The sequence below is a fragment of the Streptomyces sp. NPDC055025 genome (genome assembly GCF_053608565.1).
Genome location: NZ_JBSGVS010000005.1, coordinates 44,005 through 65,023 on the forward strand (window position 1 = coordinate 44,005; position 21,019 = coordinate 65,023).

The following is a 21,019-nucleotide window of genomic DNA, read 5'->3' on the forward strand; positions in this document are numbered from 1 at the left end:
GGGCCGCACGTGGCGACACGTGCGGCCCTCCTCCGCGACGGGAAGGGCCGCCTCTCCATCGCGGACGATGGCGGGACCGAGAAGGAAGAGTCCAGCATGACCACCGACCGGCACCATCCGGACAGACGCCTGCCGACCGGGGGCGACTGGCTTCTCGCCCCCGGTCTGTACGGTGTCTCGATCGCCGGGCTCTCCATGACCGACGATTTGGGTCCGTCCGGCCTCGGGCTCATGGCGGCCGCGTGCGGCATGCCGGCGTGGTACCGGGCCCGCCCCCGGACGGTGGTGGTGCTGGTCACCCTGTGCACCATCGCCATGGGAGTCATGGGTTCCGTGTTCAGCCCGCTGCTGATGACCCCGGTGCTCGCCGCCGTGTACCTGCTGCCCCAGCGGGTCGAGCGCCGTACGGCCCAGGTCTTCACGGTCACCGCCGTGGGCCTGCTGCTGATCACCTCGCTGATGTCCGGTACGGGAGGGATCCTGGGGCACGAACGGCTCGGCTTCGTCCCCTGGGTCCTGCTCGCCGGCGCCATCGGCGACGCGGTCCGCAACCGGCGCGACTATGTGAGCGCCGTGGAGGCCCGTGCGGAACTGGCCGAGCGCACCCGCGAAGAAGAGGCGCGCCAGCGTGTCGGCGAGGAACGTATGCGGATCGCCCGAGATCTGCACGATGTCATCGCCCACCACATGGCGCTCGCCCATGTCCAGGCCGGCGCCGCCGCGCATCTCCTGCCCACCGACCCCCGCCAGGCCCAGCAGCTGCTCGGCCATCTCACCGACACCACGTCCTCCGTCCTGCGCGAACTCAGGGCGACCCTCGGCCTGCTGCGCCGCACCGACCGCCCCGACGCCCCGCTCGAACCCGCTCCCGGCCTCGCCCAACTCCCCGATCTCATCGCGGCGTTCGAGGCGGCGGGCCTGGCCGTCACCGTCTCGCCGCAGGGGGTCGTACGGCCGCTGTCTCCCGGCGTCGATCTGACTGCATACCGTGTGGTCCAGGAAGCGCTGACCAATGTCGTCAAGCACGCGGAAACCGGCGAGGCCACCGTGCGGCTGGCCTACTCCCGCCGGGGTCTCACGATCACCGTGTCCGACAATGGGCGGTCCCGCGACCCGGGCACCCGGCCCGCGGGTTACGGCCTCATCGGGATGCGCGAACGGGTGCGGTCGGTCGGCGGTGAGCTCTTCACGGGCCGTCGCCCGCAGGGCGGATTCGAAGTGACCACGGAGCTGCCCCTCCAGAGCGACAACCGGAACCGGCCCGGCGGATCCGATGGAAAGGACGTGCTCTCGTGACCATCCGGGTAGTGCTCGCGGACGACCAGGCTCTGCTCCGGGGGACGTTCCAGCTGCTCATCGATTCCTGCGACGACATGGAAGTGGTCGCGGTCGCCGGCGACGGCGAGGAAGCCGTCGCCGCGGCACGCGCCACGCGTCCGGACGTGATCGTCATGGACATCCGCATGCCCGGCGTCAACGGCCTCGCCGCGACCGCCGAGATCTGCCGGGACGAGGGTCTGCGCGACACCAAGGTCCTGATCCTCACGACCTTCGAGATCGACGAGTACGTCGCCCAGGCCCTGCGCGCGGGTGCCAGCGGGTTCCTCGGCAAGAACATCGGCTCCGGCGAGTTCCTGGACGCCATCCGTACGGTGGCGGCGGGGGACGCGCTGCTGTCGCCCGCCGCCACCCGGTCCCTGATCGGTGAATTCCTGACCCGCCCGGTGCGCGGCCGGATGCCGTCCGCCGCGGCCCTGGACACCCTCACCTCACGCGAACGGGAGATCGTGGCACACGTCGCCGCCGGACTGTCCAACGACGAGATCGCCGCGGACCTCTGTCTGAGCCCCCTGACGGTGAAGAGCCATGTCCAACGCGCCATAGCGAAACTGGACGCCCGGGACCGGGCCCGGCTGGTCGTCATCGCGTACCAGTCGGGGCTGGTCCGGCCGTGACCCCGGTTCCCCCGCCGCTCAGGTCCCCGTGCCGGATTCATCGTATTCATCATGACCATTTCGCGTACACATCTTGACGCCCTGGCCCGTGCGAATGCAGCATCAGGCTAATCATCATGATGAAATATTGATGACCGGACAAGGGTGCCGTCACCGACGCTGGTCGCCGGACGACGGACCCACAGCGAGTCGAGGAGAGCCGTGAGTAGAAGTCCCTCGAAGGTGCACGACGTCGCGATCGTCGGCTTCGGTCCCGTCGGGCAGATGCTGGCCCTGCTGCTCGGCCGGGCCGGTCATGACGTCATCGCGCTCGAACGCTGGCCGCGTTCCTACGACTTGCCCCGGGCCGTGCACTTCGACCACGAGATCGGCCGCGTATTCCAGGCCGCGGGAGTGGGGGAGGAGGTGCGTGCGATCACCGACCCGGTGCCCGACCACTACGAGTGGCGCAACGCGGCCGGTGAGTCGCTGGTGCGCATCGACTGGTCCGGTGACGGTCCGTCCGGCTGGCCCACCGCCAGCTTCTTCGGCCAGCCCCAGCTGGAAGCCGTCCTCGCCGAGGCCGCCGGGAGCCGGCCCACGGTCACCGTGCGCCGTGGCTGCGAGGTCACCGACCTGCGACTCGACGAGGAATCCGTCCGGCTCACCACTGGTGGGGACGACGGCGCGGGGGAGGTACGGGCCCGCTATGTGATCGGCGCCGACGGGGCCAACAGCTTCGTCCGCGACCGGATGGACACCTCCATCACCGACCTCGGCTTCTTCTACGACTGGCTGATCGTCGACACACTTCCGCACGAGCGGGCCGAGTGGTCTCCGATGAACTGGCAGCTGTGCGACCCCGAGCGCCCCACCACGATCGTCTCCGGCGGTCCCGGCCGGCGCCGTTGGGAGTTTCTGCGACTGCCGCACGAGAGCGTCGAGGAACTCAACACCCGGGAGACGACATGGCGCCTGCTGGAGCCGTGGGGACGCACACCGGAGAACACCACGATCGAGCGGCACACCGTCTACACCTTCCAGGCCCGATGGGTGGACCGCTGGCGCGACGGACGGCTCATCCTCGCCGGTGACGCCGCCCACCAGATGCCGCCGTTCGCGGGACAGGGCATGTGCTCGGGGATGCGTGACGCGATCAACCTGGCCTGGAAACTGGACCTGGTCCTGACGGAGCGGGCGGACCCCTCGCTGCTGGACACCTACACCTCCGAGCGCAGCAACCACGTCCAGCACGCCATCGGCATGTCGATGGCCCTGGGGCAGGTCATCTGCGTACTCGATCACGACACCGCCGCGGCGCGTGACACCCGCATGATCGCTGCCGGTGCCGACCCGCGGCACGCACTCCCGGCCGCCCCGCCGCCCGTCCTCGGTGACGGTGTCCTCCAGTCGGCGCCCGACGGCACCCGCGCCCCGAACGTCGGCCACCTCACCCCGCAGTACGAGATCACCCACCAGGGCCGCACCGCTCTGTCGGACGACCACACCGGCGGCGGGTTCACGGTCCTCACCGACGGATCCGCCCCGCTCGACGCCCTGGACGCCGCCGACCGCGACTTCCTCTCGGACATCGGTGCGACCGTCCTCCCGCTGTATGCCGACAGCGCCCCGCCCGAGGGCTACCTCGACGGACCCGACGGCTACCTTCCCCACATGCGCGAGCACGGTCATGTCGCCGCGGTCGTTCGGCCGGACTTCTACCTGTTCGGCGCCGCCGTCGACGGGCCGGGACTGAAGGACCTGGTCGTCCAGTTGCGGCGGCAGTTGCGGCGGCCCACCCCGGTCGCCCGCCGCACACCGGCGGCCACACCACTCACGGCCGTGGCCGAGGAGTAGGCGTCCTTCCGCGGACCGCGCCTCCCCCGGCGAGTGCGTCCGGGATCAGGGGGCGCGTGTGCCGGCCCGTGCCGAGGGCGTGGGCGGCCCTGAGGTCGTCGAGGGTGTCCACGTCCAGCCGGACGCTGGGCGCCGCCGGATCGGTCAGCTCGTACGCGCCGCTCCGCCGGTGCCGCGCGCGTGAGGCGTCCTCGAAGGACGGGGCGAGATCCTGCGCGCGCCGCGCGGCGAGCAGCGTCGTGCCCCGGCGCCCCTGATCGGCGAGGAAGGCCCGTGGATGCCGGGCGGCGGCGGCCAGCACGTCGCCCAGCTCCGCGCCGCGCAGCGCGGGCAGATCGGCGGTCAGCACCGCCACGGGGCCACACACCCCCGCCGCGAGCACCTCGGCCGCGGCGGTGCTGATCGCCGCGTTCAGCCCGGCGGAGAGCCGGTCCGGTACGGTTCCCGCCCCTGCCGCCCGCGCGTCGGCCGCCGCTGCCCCGTCGCTCGTCACCACCAGGACCGCGCCGACCCCGGGGGCGTCGAGGACGGCGTCGAGGGTGTCCCGGAAGAAGGCACGGGCGAGTGCCGCGCGGACGCCCGGATCCGGACAGCGCAGACGGGACTTGGCCCGGTGGAAGGGCTTGACCGGCAGCAGCACGGTCCAGTCGGCCGGTACCGTCTCACTCCGGCCGGCGGCCTTCGCGATGGCCTCCAGGCCGCTCACCGACCGGTACGAGCCGTGCCGCGAGCCCGCCATGCGCGAGTTGGTCTCCTCCATCGGCGTGCCGCTCCTTGACGTGCCGGAGGTCCGGGGGTGCGGGAGGTGGGGGTGCCGGGCCCGGGGCCCGGTGCTCTGTCACCGGCACCGCCTGCCCCGCCCGGCGGCCGGGCGGGACAGGCGGGCGAGATGACGGTCCGTCCGGGCGAGGCGTCAGGGACGGGCGTCAGGGACGGCCGGGTCCACCGGGGCGGCCCGGTCCGCCGGGTCCGCCGGGTCCGCCGCCGAGTTCAGGGTGGGCCTGCGCGTACTCGCCGATCGTCGACTGCATACGGCCGGACTTCGACACGACGCTGACCTCGGGCCACGGGGGCGCGGGCAGTTCGCCGTCCGGTGTGGTGATCGCCAGGTCCAGGTGGTCCAGGTGGATGTGCAAGGAGGCCATCATCGGCAGTACGGCGTCCTCCTTGCCGAAGGGGCCGTAGGAGACCTTGAGCACGCCGTCGGTGAGGACGTAGGAGAGCGTGACGTCCGGCGACAGGGCCGGGTGCGTCGTCGTCCACCGGAAGGCCAGGGCGTGCGGGGGCTCGACCGAAGTCACCTTACCCAGGGCGAACGCCTTGGCCTGCGGGTTGAGATGGGCGTAGACCGTGGCGCCCTCGCGCAGCTCGGGGAGGAACTCGACCGGGTGCTGCCACAGCACCAGCCGGGCCGGTTCGGTGAGCGCGGCCCAGACCGCCTCGGGCGCATGGGACACCGGGCGCTCGAACTCGATCCACCGGCCCGCCTCGTCCTCCCGGACGATGCCGTCCGGGGCGGTGCGCGGGACCTCGTCACCGGCCGGGACCTCGTCACCGGCCGGGGCGCCGCCGCCGGCCGCCCGCCCGCCCGGCCGCTGACGCCCGGTCGGACCGAGCTGACGCGGGTCGAAGCTGTGGTACGTGACCTTGGACGGCGTCACACGGATCTGGAGGACGGTGACGGCCGCCTGCTCCTGGTCGGTGGGCGCGGACGTGCCGCCCTCCCGCGCGTGCCCCTGGAGAAGGCGGGACTTCTGCTCCTGCTGGAGTTCGTGGATGGTCGCCGTCCCCCGTACCTCCACGTACCGCATGGGGGAGGCGGGGTCGATGATCAGGACGTTGACCCGGGGGTCCGCCCGGAGGTTGTTCAGCCGCTTCGCGGTCGGAGCCGTGTTCGTCACCAACTGGTCACCCTCCAGCACGACTCCGGAGACCACGGAGTGCGGACTGCCGTCGGGGAGCAGGGTGGTGAAGGTGGCCGGAGTCTTCGTACTGAGGAGAGCTGCGGCTTCTGGAGGAAACATGGTTACTCCCTGGGTGCGTGCCCGGCGCGTCGAATAAGGGAGCGCCGGGTCGTTCGGTGAGCCGGCCGGGGAAGCGGAACGGGACCGCCGAAGTACGGAGGTGTCCCGCGGCTTCCGCCGGCCGAAACGTGCATGTCGGACACCCTGCCCCGCATGGTGGGGAAAGAAGTGTTGTGCTGTGGTGTCGGTGTGTTCGAGGGACCGTCAGGGTCCTTACGAGCCGTCAGGGCCGCCGCGGGCCCTCAGGGAGCCTGGTGGGCGGCCTCGGCGAGATCGTGCAGGTCCGGCAGGGCCGCCGCGATCCGTTCGACGGCGGCGGGGCTGAGCGTGCTCAGGGCGGCCTCGACGTTGCGGTAGATGCCGGCGTTGACCTCCCGGCCCTCCGCGAGCATGCGGGGGGTGGGCCGCAACTGGGCCTGGCGCCGGTCGTCGGGATGGGGGGACCGCTCCAGCAGCCCGTCCTTCACCAGCTGGGTCACCAGGGTGCTCACATTGTTCGGCTGCATGCGGAGCATCCGCGCGGCCTCCCTGACACTGACCCCGGGCCTGTCGGTCACGAGCTGGAGCAGCTCCACCTGCGCCGGGGGGCGCACGTGTTCGCCGACCGGGGTCCGGGTGGCCTGCAGCAGCGTCCGGTGCAGGGTCCACACCAGGCGGGCGAGGTCGGTGGGGAGGTCCGGGTGCGGCATGACCGGACTGTACCTCCTGCCCCGCGAGAGACCACATGGGTGCCTGGTCAGGCGACGCAGATGCCGGGCATGGCCATCTTCTGGTACAGGACCGGGTAGGCGACCGAGCCCTCCGGCGGGAGGATCAGGGAGTCCGCGAAGTCCTTGCGGGCGAAGACCGCTTTGAGCGCGCTCCCCGACTCCCACACCGCGACGTTGGTGAGGACCCTGCTGTCGCCGACACCGCGATAGAGCTGCGCCGAGATGAAGCCGGGCTGGGCCGTCATCACCTCGCACTCCTTGGCCCACGCCTCCAGACACGCCTCGATTCCCCCCTCGGGGGCGACGAAGGTGTTGATGACGGTGACGGGGCTGTCGTCCGCCTGCTCGACCTGGGTGAAGAAAGGGCAGCTCTCGTCGATGTTCCTGAGTTCCATCATGGTGTGCTCTCCGTTCCGGGTGCTGGATGGGTACGCCGGGCGCGGGTACTGCGGAAAGGACCGACCGGAGGTGCCCGGCGGGAGTTCTCCGGAGTGAGGCGTCCGCGCCGTCGCGCCCACCCGTCGCTCGGCGGCCGGGCGCGTTCCGCGCCCACCGCCACGAGGAGCCGCGCGGCCGTACGGGCCGCGAGCCGACGGGCCGCTCGTGTGGGTCGCCTTCGACCACCTCGAAATTGACTCTACTACTAGAGGTTATGAAGCGCATCCCTGCCGCAGGTCAAGAGTTTCCCGGATGCCCGCCGAGGGTGTACGGCTCCTCCTGGACGCATTCGTTGCGTGTCTCGCCCAGCCCTTCGACGACCGTGCGGAGCACCTGTCCCTCCCGGAGGTAGACCTGGGGGCTGCGGCCGTCCCCCACGCCGCCCGGCGTCCCGGTGCAGACCACGTCGCCCGGCAGGAGCGTGACGATCTCGCTGACGTACGCCACGATGTCCGCGATCCCGAAGAGCAGGTCGGAGGTGCGGGATCGCTGCATCACGACGCCGTCGACCTCGCAGCTGATCTCCAGGTCGGGCTCCCGGCCCCCGAACTCGTCGGCCGTGACCAGCTCCGGGCCGATCGGGGTGGTCGCCTCGAACGTCTTGCCCGCGAGGAACTCGCGTGTGCGGCGCTGGTAGTCGCGGACCGTCACGTCGTTGACCACCGTGTAGCCCGCGATGTGCTCCAGGGCCCGCTCGCGCGTCACATGGCGGCCGGGCCGGCCGATCACGAAGCCCAGCTCCGCCTCCCAGTCGACGCGGTCGCTCACCCGCGGCAGCACGATCGCGTCGCGGGCGCCGATCAGGGAGCCGTCGTACTTCGCGAAGAGCGTCGGGTACTTGGGGGTGTCGCGCCCCATCTCCTTGATGTGGGAGGCGTAGTTCAGGCCCAGGCAGATGATCTTGTTCGGATGGGGGACGAGGGGCGCGTAGTTGGCCTCCTCCACGGCCACCCGCCCCCACTGGCCGGTGGCTGCCGTCCGCCGGGGGTCGGCACCCAGGGAGAGCAGGGTGCCCACGTCGGGCTGGGGGAGCAGGGCGTACGAATCCCCGTCCAGGCGGGCCGCAAAGGTCTGTTCCCGTACACGCAGTGTGGCGAGTCGCACGGTGCACCTCATCTTTCGTCGTTGACCTACCGCAGGGGCGATCGTACGCTAGTAGCGATTTGCAGGATATGTGTCCTGTAAAACGAGACGCGAAGGGCTGGGGTGGATCGTGGCGATCACCGGGCTGGGTCACACGGGGCTCTGGGTGTACGACCTGGAGAAGATGCGCGACTTCTACGAGAGGGTGCTGGGGCTGACGGTCACCGACGCCGACGACGCTCTGGCGATCGTCTTCTTCAGCGCCCGGCCCGAGGAGGAGCACCACGAGTTCGTCCTCCAGCGCGGCCGGACCGCCGCGATCGGCGACAAGCAGCAGCACCAGATCTCCTGGCGGGTGGAATCGCTGGAGGATCTGCGCGCCTTCCACACGCGGTTCGCCGCGGAGGGCGTCGACGTCCAGCAGGAGGTGACCCACGGCAACGCCTTCGGCATCTACTTCTTCGACCCGGAGGGGAACCGCAACGAGGTCTATCTCCGCGTCGAGCGGGACGTCCGCCAGCCGTTCCGCAAGTCGATCGACTTCGGACTCCCGGCGGCGGAGATCCATGCCGAGGCCGACCGGCTGCTCGCCGACGGGGGGAACCCCTACCAGCCGGTGCGGTAGTCCGCGCCGACCCGGTGCGGAGGCCGGCCGACGCCGACGGGCGCCGACGGAACCGGCCGGGTTCCCACCAGGCGCCCCCTGGTACGTTTCCTGTATGTCAGGAATCAAGCCGCGTGAGACAGGTAGCGGCCACGGGTATCGCGGACGCAACTCCACGGCGGACCGGGCCCTGGACATCCTGCTCATGTTCACCGACGACCGGCTCGACCTCTCCGCCGCGGAGGTCGCCGCGCGTCTGGACGTCGCACGCTCCACCGCCTACCGGTATCTCCAGAGCCTCACCTCCAACGGATTCCTGGAGGAGAACGACGGCTCCGGCTTCCGGCTCGGCCCCCGTGTCCTCGATCTCGCCCGCCTGGCCCGCAAGAGCGTCGGACTCTCCGACCTGGCCCGGCCCGTGATGCGCGAACTGGTGGAGCGCACCGGTATGTCCGTCCTGCTCACCCGGCGCTCCGGCGCGGCCGTGGTCTGCCTGGAACGGGAGGAGACGGGCTCGGCCCTGCGCCTGTCCTACGAACGCGGCCAGGTGCTGTCGATCAACGCCGGCGCCTCCGCGCTCGCCCTGACCGCCTGGGCCCCGGAGGCGGAACTCGACGAGCTGCTGGCCCTTCCGCTGCCGCGCTACACCGACGCGACCCACACGGACCCCGACCGTCTGCGCGCCTATCTCGCGGAGATCCGCGAACAGGGGTACGCCGTCGGCCGCGGTGAGCTGGACCCCGACGTCCTGGGGGTCGGCGCGCCCGTCATGGGGGAGCAGGACCGGGTGGTGGCGGCGCTCAGCGTCGCCGCGCTCTCGCACCGCGTCCCCGACCGCGAGGTCCCGCGCTACGTCAAGGCCGTACGGGAGGCCGCGGCCGAATTGTCGGACCAGGTCCGTCGCATGGGCATCGGCTGACGACCGCCCCGCTCGGCACGACCGCCCCGCTCGGCGCAGGCGCTTCGTTCGGTGCGGGCGCCCCGCTCGGCAACCCACCGCGCCCGCGCCCCCGTTCGGGGACGCAGGCGTCGGCGTCGGCGCCGCTGGATCTACGCGCTGTGGGAACCCGTCATCAGGCCCGCCAGGTCGTCCGGCCGGATGAACGAGGGCGGCGGGGGCGGACCCCAGCTGAACAGTCCCTTGGCGCCGTCGAACACCTCCGGCTTCCACAGCTGGTCGTCGACCACGCAGTCCATGTCGGAGTAGTACTCGGAGAAGTTGCCGGCCGGGTCCTTCAGGTACCAGAAGAAGTTCGACCCGGCGTGGTGGCGGCCCAGCCCCCACACATGCCGTTCGGGGTGGTCCTCCAGCATCGCCATCGCGCCCCGCCCGACGTCGTCCACGTCGTCGACCTGCCAGGACGTGTGGTGCAGGAAGGACACGGGCGCGGAGAGCACCAGGACGTTGTGATGGTCGGTCGAGCAGCGCAGGAAGGCGCCGAAATCGCCCATCAGGTCCGAGACCTTCAGTCCGAGCCCGTCCCGGAAGAATCCGGTGGTCGCGGCGAAGTCGGTGGTGCCCAGGACGGCGTGCCCCAGCTTGCGCGGCCGGATGCGCCCGTCCCGCAGCAGAGCGGGCGCGCGCACGTCGACGCGCTCGGTGCGGCCGGGCCCGTTGTAGGGCGTGGCTGCGGTCTCCGGCTGGCTCACCCGTGGCTCGACCCGCAGAACGGCGCGCAGCCCGGTGGTCTTCTCGATCGCGGTCAGGGCGGAGCCGTCCCGGTGGGCGTGGACGCCGAGCCGGGTCAGCCGCGCGGCGGCCCGTTCGAGGTCGTCGGGGCTGTCCACGCCGATGGACAGTTCCACCAGGCGCCGGGTGGGCGCGTGGACGACATGGAGCTGGCGTCCGCCGTCGCGGGTGCTCAGCCAGCCTCCGTCCTCGGGGGTGAGGCCGAACTCGGTGTAGTAGGAGATCGTCCGGGCGGGATCGGGAACGCCCATGACGACGGAGGACAGACGGTGCAGGGACATAGGGGACTCCCGGGCTCAGAGACTCGGACGGTCGCGGAAGGTCTGGCGCAGTTCCCCGATGCCTTCGATCCGGCTGACCAGCGTGTCGCCGGCGGAGATCCAGCGCTGCGGACTCCGGCCCAGGCCGACGCCGGCGGGGGTGCCGGTGAAGACGACGTCACCGGGGAGCAGTGGCAGGATCGCGGACAGCCGGGCGATCAGCGCGGGGACGGAGAAGATGAGGTCGTCGGTGCGGCCCTTCTGGACCTCCTCGCCGTTCAGGGAACAGCCGAGCGCGAGGTTGTCGGGATCTTCGATCGCGTCCGGGGTGACCAGGAAGGGGCCGGTCGGGGAGAAGCCGGGGAAGGACTTGCCGAGGCCGAACTGCGCCGCGGGGCCGGACAGCTGGGTGATGCGCTCGGAGAGGTCCTGTCCGGCGGTGAGGCCGGCCACGTGCAGCCACGCGTCGTCCTCCGAGACGTGATGGGCCCGTTCGCCGATGACGGCGACCAGCTCCACCTCCCAGTCGGTGTGGCCGTCCGGCGGGAGGTCCACCTCGGTGACGGGACCGGTGATGCTGGAGACGTACTTGGGGAAGACCGGCGGCAGCGTGCTCGGGGCCTCGAAGCCGGACTCGGCCGCGTGGGCGCGGTAGTTGAGCCCGACCGCGAAGACCTGGCGGGGCCGCGGCGCGGGCGCGCCCAGCTCCTCGGGGGTGAAGGGACGCCCTCGCGGGAGGTCGGCGATGATCTGCCAGCCGCGGAAGTCCCACCAGTCCTGGTAGATGTCCTGCGGATCGGGTCCGAACCGGCCGTCGCTGGCCTGTTCGACGTCCACGGCCAGGCCGTCGTCGGTGACGAGGACGAGACGGCCGGAGAGATTGGCGGTGCGCACGTAATGCTCCTGTTCGCCACGGGGGTGGGGATCCTCAGACGAGGGGGGTGATCGTTTCGTCGACGCCGAGCAGGGCCTTGCCGTAGACCTCCAGGGCCACGGCCGGGGCGGCCATGGCGTGCCGGCCGGCGGTGTTGGCGTCGCGCCAGATCCGCTGGAGGGGGTTGGCCTCGGCGAAGGAGGCGGCGCCGTGCACGTTCAGCAGGATGTCGATCGCCTCCAGCACGTTCTGGATGGCCCAGCCGGTGTACGCGCGTACGCGGGCCCGCCGGGTGAAGTCCGGGTAGGTGTCGCGCCGTGCCGCCTCGTCGATGTCGGCGGCGGCCCGTTCGGTGAGGAGGGCGGCGGTGTCGATCCGCAGCGCCGCCTCGGCGATCCGCAACTGCACGGCGACCGAATCGGCCTGGGTCTCGTAGAAGGTGTACGAGATGGGCTTCTGGCCGGCCTTCTCGGTCACGTACTTCAACGCGGCTCGGGCCAGGCCCAGTTGGGGGCCGGCGAGTACCAGCGTCAGGATCGGCACGAACGCGGAGCGGGGGAGGACCTCGTCCTCGTGCTCCGTGGCGTAGTGGCCCCCGATCGCGGCAGGCACCGAGATGACGCGGTACTCGGGGACGAAGAAGTCCTCCCCGGCAAGGCAGTTGGACGCGGTGCCCTTCATGCCCGCCACGAACCAGGTGTCCTCCAGGGACAGGTCCGTACGCGGTACGAGGGCCAGCCCCTGGTCGACCACCGTGCCGTCGGTGTCGGTCACCGGGATGCCCAGGACGGCCCAGCCGGAGTGCGCGGAACCGGAGTTGTAGTACCAGCGGCCCGACACCAGCCAGCCGCCCTCGACCCGGACGGTCGTGGAGGTGGGGGTGAGGACGCCGGTGACCCGGGCGTCCGGGTCGGCGCCGAACACGTCGTCCTGTGCCTTGGTGGGGAAGAGGCTGGTCAGCCAGTTGCACACATTGACGAGGGCGACCACCCAGGAGGCGGATCCGTCGCCCTCGGCGAGCGCGGCCGACACGTCCAGCATGGTCCGCGTGGACGACTGGTGGCCGCCGTAGCGCGTCGGGGTGGCGAGTTTGAACAGGCCCGCTTCGGCGATGGCGTCGATCACCTCGTCCGGCAGCCGACGGTTCGCCTCGGCGGCGGCGGCGTGCTCGCGCAGCAGGGGTTGCAGGGCCACGGCGCGGGCCAGGAGGTCGTCGTGTGCCGAGCGGGACTCCTGCTCGCCGAGGTCGACGGTCATCAGGACTCCATTCATCATCATGATTATAGTGATGCTGCCCGGTGATTTTGCCGGGCGTCAAGAGGTGCGACGCTGTCCGCCACAATGAACGGACGGTTGTGTGGACTGCGGGCGGGAGCGGTTGTGGCGGCGCGAGGCGGAACGGACGGGCGGAGCGGGCGGGCGCAGGGAGCGGGCGGATATCTCGATCCTCCGGCGCTGCGGCGGACGGAGTGGGGCCAGGCGCCCGTGAAGTCACGGGCGGAGGGGGCCGCCGAGTTCGTGGCGCATCTCGCGGCGAGCGTCGAACGCGGCTCCCGGCTGGGTACCAAGGACGAGCTGCGCGTGCGGTGCGGGGTGTCGGTGGGCACGTTCAACGAGGCGCTCCGGCTGCTGCTGGTGCGCGGGGTGGTGACCGTCCGGCCGGGGTCCGGCGGCGGCCTGTTCGCCGCCGAGCAGAACCCCATGGTCCGTCTCGGCAACTCGGTCCTGGCCCTGGACGCCTCCGAGGCGGACGTGACCGAGGCTCTGCGCATCCGCGGTGCGCTGGAGCCGCTGCTGTGGCAGGACGCGCTCTGGCACGCCTCCCCGGCGGACGTCCGTGACCTGCGCGTCATTCTGAAGGAGATGCGCGAGGCCGCCGAGGCGGGCGACGCGGACACGTTCGTACGGGCCAACTGGGACCTGCACAGACGGGTCGCGGCCGTCGCGCCCAACGCGCTCCTGCGGTCGCTGTACACGAATCTCCTCGATCTCGTGGCGGGTCATACGGTGGGCGTCCGGCCCGGTGCCGGCCTGTCGCTCGACGAGTACGTCCTGGACCGCTACCGGCAGCACGCGGCGATGGTGGACGCGCTCGACCAGCGGGACGAGGCCGCCCTGATGCGCCATGTCGCCGACCATGACTCGGTGGCCGGCGGGGTGATCAAGGGGTGACCGGTGGCCGGCTCGGTGGCTGACCGCGGAGTGGTCGGGGGCTGAGGTGTCCGGTCGGCGTCGGCCGCCCGGTGAAGGACTTCGCGGTGTTCCGGCCGGGGTGCGGGTCGCGCCCCGCCGCGGAAGGACCGCTCATGCGACCGCGGGCCGGGGCCCGGTCGCCCGTGCAGATTGTTCCGTCCGTCCTGTGGTGACTTCCAGGTGGTTGAGTCTACCATTATAGGTCTAGTGGTAGAGGTCTAGTAGTAGAGTCAAAATCGCGATGGACTCCCGGCCTTCCTGCCGTCGCCTGCCATGGCGACCGACAAGCAGGACATGCCTCCTCATTTTCAGGACAGAGGTAATGATGGATCCGACTCACCCCGGACGAGCACGCCCCGCCGAACCCCGTATCGGCCGCTCCCTCACGCTCCATCTGCGCGGTGACTGGGGGACCGCGAACCTGCACCGGGTCTGCGGCTGGATCGCCCAGGAACTCGCCGACCGCTGCGGCCCGCACACCCGGATCGCCACCTGGAACAGCCGCGGCTTCAGCGACGCCGTCCACGCCGTCGGCCGCGGCGAGGTGCAGGTCGCGCTCACCACCCCGGCCGCTTTCGCCGTCGCCGCCCTCGACGGCCGGGGCGTCTTCACCGACGAGCACCACCCCGGTCTGCGTGCCCTCGGCGTGGTCCCGCAGCGCGACCGCCTGGTCGTCGCCGTCCACAAGGACCTGGAGATCACCAGCTTCGCCCAGCTGCGGGCCGACAAGCCCGTCCTGCGGCTGGCCACATCCGTCCACGACGGTGTCAACCACGTCGGACTCGCCGCGCACGAAGTCCTCACCCGCTCGGGCGTCGACGTGACCGGCTGGGGAGGCCGGCTGCTGGAGGACGAGCGGCCCTTCGAGTCCCTCGACCACGCCAGGGACGGCCGGGCCAACGCCATCGTCCACGAAGCGGTCATGCTGCCCGCCTGGCAGGACATCGCCCGCGCGTTCACCTTCCTGGCCGTCGAGGACGAGGTGCTGGAGGGACTGCGGGCCGACTTCGGCTGGCCCGACGCGTACGTCGACGACGGCTGGTTCGCCGGCCAGGACGGCTTCCGCACCCTCGACTTCTCCGACTTCCTGGTCCTCACCAGGGACGACCTCCCCGAGGACGTCGCCTACGCCATCGCCTGGGTACTGGGGGAGACCCGGCACCTGATCGAGGGGCAGTACCGCCACCTGCCGCCCGAGCGCAGCCCCGTCACGTATCCGCTGGACCCCGTGACCATGGGCCGGTCACCCGTGCCCCTGCACCCCGGGGCCGCCCGCTACTACGACGCCCTGCCCCGGCCATGACACCCGATCAGGCCCAGCGGCTCACCGTCGAGGCCTCCCACGCCCTGGCCGCCGCCGGACAGGGCGACATGGTCTGGGGCCATGCCGCCGTACGCGATCCGCGGGGACGAGGCATCTGGATCAAGGCCCCGGGCTGGGGCCTGGAAGAGGTGCGGGAGGACCGCCTCCAGCTCGTCTCCTGGGACGCCACGGTCCTGCACGGCACCGGCACCCCGCACAAGGAGTGCCACATCCACCTGGGACTCCTCGCGGCGTCCCCCGACCTGGTCTGCACGGTGCACACCCACGCGCCGGCCGCCGTCGCGTTCGCCGCTCTCGGGACCCCGCTGCTCCCGCTGTCCCACGAGGGCGCCCTCTTCGGCGGCGAGGACGTACCCCGCTTCCGGGCCACCGGCTCCCTCGTCGGCACCCCTCGGCTCGGCGAGGCGCTCGCCGTCGACCTGGGCACCGCGCCCGCCGCGCTGCTCCCCAAGCACGGCCTGGTCGGCGCGGGCCGCACCGTCCCGTCCGCCGTGATGCACGCCGTCCTGCTGGAGCGCGCCTGCGCCACGCAGATCCGGGCCGCGGCGGCGGGCACGATCCGCGTCCGCTCCGACCGGACCGAGGCCCGCGCCAAACGCGCCGAGTGCTGGCCCGACAGCCAGCTGGAGGCCGGCTGGCACTACCTCCTGCGCCGAGCCGCCGACACCCTTCCACCCGCCCGTCTCCCGTGAGGACCCCGCACCATGACCGACAGGAACAGCGCCACCCCTGGCAACGACGACTGGTTCACCGTGGCCACCGCCGACGGACCCATGCGCCTGTACGCGGCCCGCCCGGCGGCCCCGGCGGACCGGGCCGTGATCGTGCTCCAAGAGGCGTTCGGGGTCAACGAGCACATCCAGGACATCACGCGCCGCTACGCCGCGCGGGGCTTTCTGGCCGTGGCCCCCGACCTCTTCCACCGCAACGGTGTCGGCACGCTCGACTACCGGCGGCACGCCGAGGCCATGCCCCTGATCGGGGCGATCGGACCGGACGACATCGTCACCGACATCCGGGCCGTCCTCGATCACCTGGAGTCGGCGGAGGGCATCGCCGCCGGCCGGACCGCCGTCAACGGTTTCTGCTTCGGGGGCCGGGCCGCCTTCACCGCCGCCACCGGCATCACCGGACTCGGCGCCGTCGTCGTGTTCTACGGCCCCGGCATCGCGTCCGGACCGCACGCGGTCGTGGACCGCGCCGACCGGATCGACGCCCCCGTCCTGCTGCACGTCGGCTCGGCGGATCCCACCATCCCCGCCGACCAGGTCACCGCCGTCGACCGGGCGCTCACCGCCGCCGGAGCCGACTTCGAGAGCCATGTCTACCCGGGCGCCGGCCACGCGTTCGCCTGCGACGCCCGGCCGCACATGTACGTCGAGGACAGCGCCCGTACCGCCTGGCAGCGCACCCACGCCTTCCTCGACCGGCACCTGCCGGGCGGCGTCCGCCCCTCCCGCTCCGACAACCGCTAGGACCTGCCATGCCGAACGTCACCGAAGTACTCACGACCGTGTTCGCCGAACAGGCGGACGTGCATGTCGAACGCGACGAACGACTGCTGCTCTCCCCTCCGCACCCCAACCCGTTCCCGGTGAAGTTGTGGCGCGACCACGAGCCGCTGAGCGTCGTGCACTTCCCGCGGGAGTACGAGGCCGTGCCGTTCGCCCCGCCGCGCGGCGTGTACGAGAGCGCCCAGGTCCGGGTCGAGTGGCAGACCATGGACAACCGCCAGCCCTTCTACCACCGCAACTGCGATGTCGACGAGATCTCGTACCAGATCGCGGGTGAGCGCACCCTCATGACCGAACTCGGCGTGGTGGAGCACCGCCCCGGTGAGTTCTCGCGCATCCCCCGGGGAGTCGCCCACGACAACTACGGCCGTCGCGAGAGCCATCTGCTGTTCTACTCGCCCGCCCCGGTCACCGAGGAGACGGGCCCCTCGCGCCGGTCCGAGGCCGCACCGGCGCCCTTCCCCGGCTGGGAACCCGGCGACCGCAACGAAGCGATCACCCAGTGCATGGGCACCCCCGGCCACGACATCACCGTGGCGCCCGTCGACGAACGGCGGCTCCTGGACCACGTCCACCGGGACAAGCGGCGGCTGAGCGTGCTCGCGCTCCCGGACTCGCCCGGCACGACCTGGCTCTACCGCTCCGACACCTTCCGGCTCGGCACCGTACGGCAGCAGCCCGGCACCCCGCGGATCTACCGCCGCACCCTCGACGCGGACGAGATCCAGTACCAGATCAGCGGCCGGCGCACCCTCGTCAGCCAGCGCGGGACCGTCGAGCTGGGCCCCGGCGACTTCGTGCGCGTCCCGCTCGGCGTCGCGCACACCAGTCTGTGCGCCGCCGGGGAGAGCCGCCATCTCGCCCTCCACTCCGACCGTGACCTGCCGCAGATCGCCCCGGCCACCAGGACCGCCGCGTACCTGTCGCCCGGCGACCTCACAGACCTGTTCGCCTGACCCCCTCGACCAGGAGCCCCATATGACCGCCATGCTCGCCGCGCGCGCCCAGCAGGGTTCCGACGCGCTGCACCTGCGCAAGATAGCCGTCCCGCGGCCGGGCCCCTCGGACGTCCTGGTCCGGGTCGCCTCCGCCGGACTCGCCCCCGGCATGATGACCCTGCTGGCCCAGGGCGCCTTCGGACACCTGCCCACCACCCTGGGGCACGAGGCCGCGGGGACCATCGCCGCCGTCGGCGACGACGTCACCACGGTCGCCCCCGGCGCGCGCGTCCGGGTCCACCCCAACCTCAACTGCCGCGCGTGCGGCCACTGCCGGTCCGACCGCGACATGATGTGCCCGCAGCAGGCCATGATCGGACACGCCGCCTTCGGCGACGTCCCCATGCCGCTCTACGACCGCTACCACGACGGCGGCCTCGCGGAGTATCTGCGCGTGCCGCACTGGCTGGTCGACCCGCTTCCCGACCACGTCTCCTTCGACGTCGGAGCGAAGGTCCACGATCTGGCCAACGCCGTCCGCGCCCTGAAATGCGCCGATCTGCCCCTGGGGGCCACCCTTGTGGTCACCGCGGCCACCGGCACCATGGGTACCGCCACCATCAGACTCGCCCGCCACTTCGGCGTCGCCCGCCTGATCCTCGTCGGCCGCAGCGCCGAACGCCTCGCGGCCGTGCGCCACCTCGCGGACGGCGTCGAGACGCACACCGTCTCGCTGGAGGAGCTGCCGGGGAACTGGTCCGCCGACCGCGGACTGACCCGGGCGATCCGCGCCCTCGCCCCCCAAGGAGCCGACGCGGTCGTCGACTACATCCCGGACGGGCCGGCGACCGTGCAGGCACTGACCTCGCTCGCCACCGGCGGCACACTCGTCCACATGGGCGCCAACAGGACCCTGCTGACGGTGCCGCTCGCCGCGATCATGGTGAACTGCTGGCGCGTCGTGGGGACCCGCGCCTGTACCCGTACCGACGCCGAAGAGGTCCTCGCCCTGCTCGGCCACGGCAGCCTGCGCGCCGAGGACCTCATCACCCACCGCTACCCGCTGGCACAGGCCCACGAGGCGGTCGCCGCGCTCCAGAGCCGTACCGATCCGATCTGGATGGCGGTGGTCAACCCGTGACGGCGGCCCGCCGCGCACCCGCGCCCGCCCCCGTCCCGGCGCCCGTCCCCGCCCCCGCGCCCGCGCCCGTACTCGTCGTCGGCGGCGGTCCGGTCGGCCTCACCGCCGCCAACCTCCTGGTGGCCCGGGGCGTGCCCGTGGTCCTGGTCGAACGCAACGCCGCCACCAGCGACGAGGCCAAGGCCATCAGCCTGGACGACGAGTCCCTGCGCGCCCTCCAGCCGGACGGCCTCGCCCAGCGGGTGCTCGACATCGTCGTCCCCGGCACGGGCACCCGCTACTACGACCGCCGCGGGCGCCCCCTCTTCCACGCCCGGGGACCGCGCCCGTACCGCCTCGGCCACCCGTTCAAGAACCAGTTCGCCCAGCCCGAGCTGGAGAAGATCCTCCTTGACGAGCTGAAGTCGCATCCGTCGGCCGACGTCCGGTTCGCCACCGAACTGCGCACCGTGCGGGAGCGGGCCGACGGCGGCGGAGTCACCGCCGGACTCGCGGCGACCGGCGGCGAAGGCACCGAACTCCTCGACGCCTCCTGGCTCCTGGCGTGCGACGGCGCCCGGTCCTCCGTCCGCGAGCTGTGCGGTATCGGGATGACCGGGACCAGCCACCAGCAGGTGTGGCTGGTGGCCGATCTGACGGGGGACCGGCACGACGAGCGCTACGGCATGCACCGGGGCACGCCGGACCGGCCCACCGTGATCGTGCCCGGCCGGGGCGGACGCTGCCGCTACGAGTTCCTCCTGCACCCCGGTGAGGGGGAGAAGGGGACCACTCCCGGGTTCGAGACGCTGCGCCGGCTCGTCGCCCCCTACCGGACGCTCGACGAGGACCAGGTCGAACGCTGCACCGCCTACACCTTCAACGCGGTCGTCGCCGACCGCTGGCGCCTGGGACATGTGCTGCTGCTGGGCGACGCCGCGCACATGATGCCGCCGTTCGCCGGGCAGGGCCTGAACTCGGGGATCCGGGACGCCGCGAACCTGGTGTGGAAGGTCGAGCAGGTCTGGCGCGGGACCGCCGCGGCGAGCCTCCTCGACACGTACGAGGCGGAGCGGCGCCCGCACGCCACGGCGGTGGTGCGGTACTCCGAGCGGCTCGGCGAGGTCGTCATGACCACTTCGCGGGCCCGCGCCCTCGTACGGGACCTGACGGTCCGTGCGCTGCTGCGGGTGCCGGCCGGGCGGGACTATCTCACCGGGATGAGGTTCCGGCCCGTCGCCCGGCACCGGGCGGGGCTCGTCGTCGGGGACCATCCGCTGACCGGCACCCAGCTGCCCCAGCCCCTGGTCCTCGTCCCGCCGAGTCTGCGTCCGTGCCCCCTGGACGACGCGTTGGGTGAGTCGTACGCCCTGCTGGGCGTCGATGTGACGGAGGCGGCCTGGGCGCGCTTCGACACCGGAGACTGGCCCGACCGCGCGCTGGACATACGGCGCGTGGACGTCCTCCTCGGCGACCGGCTGCCGTCGGCCGGGGGCCGGCGGGCCGCCGTCGCGGACGCCGATCGCGGCCTGGAGGAGGCCCTCGGCGCCGCGCGCGACCGCTTCGTCCTGGTCAAGCCCGACCGCTACATCGCCGCCGTCATGGGTCCGGACGACATCCCCGCGGTCGCGGCGGTCCTCCGGCGAGGCCTGCGAACGGCCGCCGGTGAGGACCTGCCCGCCTGATCGCGCGGGCACCCCGTTTCTTCGCGCACGCCGTGCGCGTCGCCATCCCGAGGAGATCCGCCATGTTCTCTGAAGAAGTTGTGGCCCTGCTCAGCAAGCGCGTCACCGGAGTCATCACCACGCTGCTTCCCGACGGCAGCCCGCACTCCGTCATCGCCGGTGTCGTCATCGAGGGCGACGAACTCGTCTCCCACACGGGTCCCGGCGCCCGCCGTCTGGAAAACCTCCGCGCCGACCCGCGCATCAACATCATCGCGATCGACCCCGAGACCCCCATGCGGTATCTGGAGGTGCGCGGGACTGCGGTCATCGAGGAGACCAAGGGAGCCGACCTCGTCCAGACGTTCAAGGACCACGCCGAGAAGTACGACCTGCCGGAGGAGGCGGGCAAGGTCGCCCCCGAGGCGACGGTCGTCAAGATCCGGGTCACGCCGAAGAAGATCGGCTACCACGACCTGGACCCCAGCCGTATGGGCCCCGAGCGGCTCCAGAACCGCCGCTCCTAGGCCCTGTCCCCTGTCCGGTCGGTCTTCGTGGACCCGGCACGCCCGGCACGCCCGGCACAATCGGCACGCCCGGCACGGCACCTCGCCGCGTCGGAGAGCTGACTCCCCGGCAGGAAGTCTGAAGTCCAGGCGCTCACCTGCCATGTGGCCGAGCGCCGGCGGTTCGCCGTCCGCCGCCTCCAAAGGCCGCAGCCCGCCACGGCGTGACGGGACCCGCGCCGGCCCGCTGTCCTATGTCGGTGACGCGGAGGCCGGCGGTGGCCAT

General features: G+C 72.0%; 21 protein-coding genes. 13 read left to right on the forward strand and 8 right to left on the reverse strand.

The features are described from left to right. The first annotated feature begins 9 nt into the window (after nt 1-9). From ACWGDX_RS04745 to mhpA, 3 genes are all read left to right on the forward strand, one after another. The gene (locus tag ACWGDX_RS04745) at nt 10-1,296 is read left to right on the forward strand and encodes a sensor histidine kinase (RefSeq protein ID WP_453622257.1); all 1,287 of its coding nucleotides are present in this window, start codon (nt 10-12) and stop codon (nt 1,294-1,296) included. Next, nucleotides 1,293-1,955, forward strand: a complete 663-nt coding sequence (locus ACWGDX_RS04750) for a response regulator (RefSeq protein ID WP_453622259.1) — start codon at nt 1,293-1,295, stop codon at nt 1,953-1,955. Before ACWGDX_RS04745 ends, ACWGDX_RS04750 begins: the two co-directional genes overlap by 4 nt. Before the next feature lie 201 nt (nt 1,956-2,156). Next, complete coding sequence (mhpA, locus tag ACWGDX_RS04755) at nt 2,157-3,791, forward strand: bifunctional 3-(3-hydroxy-phenyl)propionate/3-hydroxycinnamic acid hydroxylase MhpA (protein WP_453622260.1); 1,635 nt, start codon at nt 2,157-2,159, stop codon at nt 3,789-3,791. On the opposite strand, the gene cofC is transcribed toward mhpA, so the two are convergent. From cofC to ACWGDX_RS04780, 5 genes are all read right to left on the reverse strand, one after another. Continuing rightward, nucleotides 3,769-4,551, reverse strand: a complete 783-nt coding sequence (gene cofC, locus ACWGDX_RS04760; protein ID WP_453622262.1) for a 2-phospho-L-lactate guanylyltransferase — start codon at nt 4,549-4,551, stop codon at nt 3,769-3,771. The two genes, mhpA and cofC, sit on opposite strands and share 23 nt — an antisense overlap. Nucleotides 4,552-4,717: 166 nt before the next feature. Next, on the reverse strand, nt 4,718-5,815 hold the full coding sequence (locus tag ACWGDX_RS04765; RefSeq protein ID WP_453622264.1) for a pyridoxamine 5'-phosphate oxidase family protein: 1,098 nt from the start codon (nt 5,813-5,815) through the stop codon (nt 4,718-4,720). 242 nt (nt 5,816-6,057) lie between these two features. After that, a complete protein-coding gene (locus ACWGDX_RS04770; RefSeq protein ID WP_382864401.1) occupies nt 6,058-6,504 on the reverse strand; it encodes a MarR family winged helix-turn-helix transcriptional regulator in 447 nt (148 codons plus the stop codon). A gap of 47 nt (nt 6,505-6,551) precedes the next feature. After that, nucleotides 6,552-6,923, reverse strand: a complete 372-nt coding sequence (locus ACWGDX_RS04775; protein WP_453622266.1) for an antibiotic biosynthesis monooxygenase family protein — start codon at nt 6,921-6,923, stop codon at nt 6,552-6,554. 277 nt (nt 6,924-7,200) lie between these two features. After that, the gene (locus tag ACWGDX_RS04780) at nt 7,201-8,067 is read right to left on the reverse strand and encodes a fumarylacetoacetate hydrolase family protein (protein ID WP_453622268.1); all 867 of its coding nucleotides are present in this window, start codon (nt 8,065-8,067) and stop codon (nt 7,201-7,203) included. A gap of 109 nt (nt 8,068-8,176) precedes the next feature. On the opposite strand from ACWGDX_RS04780, the gene ACWGDX_RS04785 reads away from it, so the two are divergent. Together ACWGDX_RS04785 and ACWGDX_RS04790 are read left to right on the forward strand one after the other, a co-directional pair. Next, nucleotides 8,177-8,671: a VOC family protein gene (locus ACWGDX_RS04785; protein WP_453622270.1), complete on the forward strand. Its 495-nt coding sequence runs from the start codon at nt 8,177-8,179 to the stop codon at nt 8,669-8,671. A gap of 94 nt (nt 8,672-8,765) precedes the next feature. Then, a complete protein-coding gene (locus tag ACWGDX_RS04790; protein ID WP_453622272.1) occupies nt 8,766-9,569 on the forward strand; it encodes an IclR family transcriptional regulator in 804 nt (267 codons plus the stop codon). A 131-nt stretch (nt 9,570-9,700) separates the two neighbouring features. Here the strand turns inward: ACWGDX_RS04790 and ACWGDX_RS04795 are convergent, their stop codons facing one another. From ACWGDX_RS04795 to ACWGDX_RS04805, 3 genes are read right to left on the reverse strand one after another with little or no spacing between them, the layout of a single operon-like run. Next, on the reverse strand, nt 9,701-10,621 hold the full coding sequence (locus ACWGDX_RS04795) for a VOC family protein (RefSeq protein ID WP_453622274.1): 921 nt from the start codon (nt 10,619-10,621) through the stop codon (nt 9,701-9,703). Nucleotides 10,622-10,636: 15 nt separating this feature from the next. After that, nucleotides 10,637-11,494, reverse strand: a complete 858-nt coding sequence (locus ACWGDX_RS04800; protein ID WP_453622276.1) for a fumarylacetoacetate hydrolase family protein — start codon at nt 11,492-11,494, stop codon at nt 10,637-10,639. 34 nt (nt 11,495-11,528) lie between these two features. Next, nucleotides 11,529-12,731: an acyl-CoA dehydrogenase family protein gene (locus ACWGDX_RS04805; RefSeq protein ID WP_453622278.1), complete on the reverse strand. Its 1,203-nt coding sequence runs from the start codon at nt 12,729-12,731 to the stop codon at nt 11,529-11,531. 123 nt (nt 12,732-12,854) lie between these two features. On the opposite strand from ACWGDX_RS04805, the gene ACWGDX_RS04810 reads away from it, so the two are divergent. The 8 genes from ACWGDX_RS04810 (at nt 12,855) to ACWGDX_RS04845 (ending at nt 20,754) form a co-directional block, all read left to right on the forward strand. Continuing rightward, nucleotides 12,855-13,646: a FadR/GntR family transcriptional regulator gene (locus ACWGDX_RS04810; RefSeq protein WP_453622280.1), complete on the forward strand. Its 792-nt coding sequence runs from the start codon at nt 12,855-12,857 to the stop codon at nt 13,644-13,646. A gap of 343 nt (nt 13,647-13,989) precedes the next feature. Then, nucleotides 13,990-14,970 carry a TAXI family TRAP transporter solute-binding subunit gene (locus tag ACWGDX_RS04815; protein ID WP_453622282.1) on the forward strand — a complete coding sequence of 327 codons (981 nt, stop codon included), beginning with the start codon at nt 13,990-13,992 and terminating at the stop codon, nt 14,968-14,970. Then, nucleotides 14,967-15,683: a class II aldolase/adducin family protein gene (locus tag ACWGDX_RS04820; RefSeq protein ID WP_453622284.1), complete on the forward strand. Its 717-nt coding sequence runs from the start codon at nt 14,967-14,969 to the stop codon at nt 15,681-15,683. Before ACWGDX_RS04815 ends, ACWGDX_RS04820 begins: the two co-directional genes overlap by 4 nt. 12 nt (nt 15,684-15,695) lie before the next feature. Next, nucleotides 15,696-16,466, forward strand: coding sequence for a dienelactone hydrolase family protein (locus ACWGDX_RS04825; protein WP_453622286.1), 771 nt, complete (start codon nt 15,696-15,698; stop codon nt 16,464-16,466). 8 nt (nt 16,467-16,474) lie between these two features. Then, complete coding sequence (locus ACWGDX_RS04830; protein WP_453622288.1) at nt 16,475-17,461, forward strand: hypothetical protein; 987 nt, start codon at nt 16,475-16,477, stop codon at nt 17,459-17,461. Nucleotides 17,462-17,483: 22 nt separating this feature from the next. After that, nucleotides 17,484-18,584 (forward strand): alcohol dehydrogenase catalytic domain-containing protein, encoded by a 1,101-nt coding sequence (locus ACWGDX_RS04835; protein WP_453622290.1) that lies wholly within the window; start codon nt 17,484-17,486, stop codon nt 18,582-18,584. Beyond that, nucleotides 18,581-20,248, forward strand: coding sequence for an FAD-dependent monooxygenase (locus ACWGDX_RS04840; protein ID WP_453622292.1), 1,668 nt, complete (start codon nt 18,581-18,583; stop codon nt 20,246-20,248). The genes ACWGDX_RS04835 and ACWGDX_RS04840 overlap by 4 nt, the downstream gene beginning before the upstream one ends. A gap of 62 nt (nt 20,249-20,310) precedes the next feature. Further along, nucleotides 20,311-20,754, forward strand: a complete 444-nt coding sequence (locus ACWGDX_RS04845) for a TIGR03618 family F420-dependent PPOX class oxidoreductase (RefSeq protein ID WP_453622294.1) — start codon at nt 20,311-20,313, stop codon at nt 20,752-20,754. Nucleotides 20,755-21,019 lie beyond the last annotated feature (265 nt).

Excerpts from the sequence above, each read along its gene's own strand:
- ACWGDX_RS04815 (WP_453622282.1), top strand. The coding sequence starts at position 13,990 with ATGATGGATCCGACTCACCCCGGACGAGCACGCCCCGCCGAACCCCGT.
- ACWGDX_RS04775 (WP_453622266.1), bottom strand. The coding sequence starts at position 6,923 with ATGATGGAACTCAGGAACATCGACGAGAGCTGCCCTTTCTTCACCCAG.
- ACWGDX_RS04795 (WP_453622274.1), bottom strand. The coding sequence starts at position 10,621 with ATGTCCCTGCACCGTCTGTCCTCCGTCGTCATGGGCGTTCCCGATCCC.
- ACWGDX_RS04820 (WP_453622284.1), top strand. The coding sequence starts at position 14,967 with ATGACACCCGATCAGGCCCAGCGGCTCACCGTCGAGGCCTCCCACGCC.
- ACWGDX_RS04770 (WP_382864401.1), bottom strand. The coding sequence starts at position 6,504 with ATGCCGCACCCGGACCTCCCCACCGACCTCGCCCGCCTGGTGTGGACC.
- ACWGDX_RS04825 (WP_453622286.1), top strand. The coding sequence starts at position 15,696 with ATGACCGACAGGAACAGCGCCACCCCTGGCAACGACGACTGGTTCACC.
- ACWGDX_RS04805 (WP_453622278.1), bottom strand. The coding sequence starts at position 12,731 with ATGACCGTCGACCTCGGCGAGCAGGAGTCCCGCTCGGCACACGACGAC.
- ACWGDX_RS04845 (WP_453622294.1), top strand. The coding sequence starts at position 20,311 with ATGTTCTCTGAAGAAGTTGTGGCCCTGCTCAGCAAGCGCGTCACCGGA.
- ACWGDX_RS04765 (WP_453622264.1), bottom strand. The coding sequence starts at position 5,815 with ATGTTTCCTCCAGAAGCCGCAGCTCTCCTCAGTACGAAGACTCCGGCC.
- ACWGDX_RS04830 (WP_453622288.1), top strand. The coding sequence starts at position 16,475 with ATGCCGAACGTCACCGAAGTACTCACGACCGTGTTCGCCGAACAGGCG.
- ACWGDX_RS04835 (WP_453622290.1), top strand. The coding sequence starts at position 17,484 with ATGACCGCCATGCTCGCCGCGCGCGCCCAGCAGGGTTCCGACGCGCTG.
- cofC (WP_453622262.1), bottom strand. The coding sequence starts at position 4,551 with ATGGAGGAGACCAACTCGCGCATGGCGGGCTCGCGGCACGGCTCGTAC.
- ACWGDX_RS04790 (WP_453622272.1), top strand. The coding sequence starts at position 8,766 with ATGTCAGGAATCAAGCCGCGTGAGACAGGTAGCGGCCACGGGTATCGC.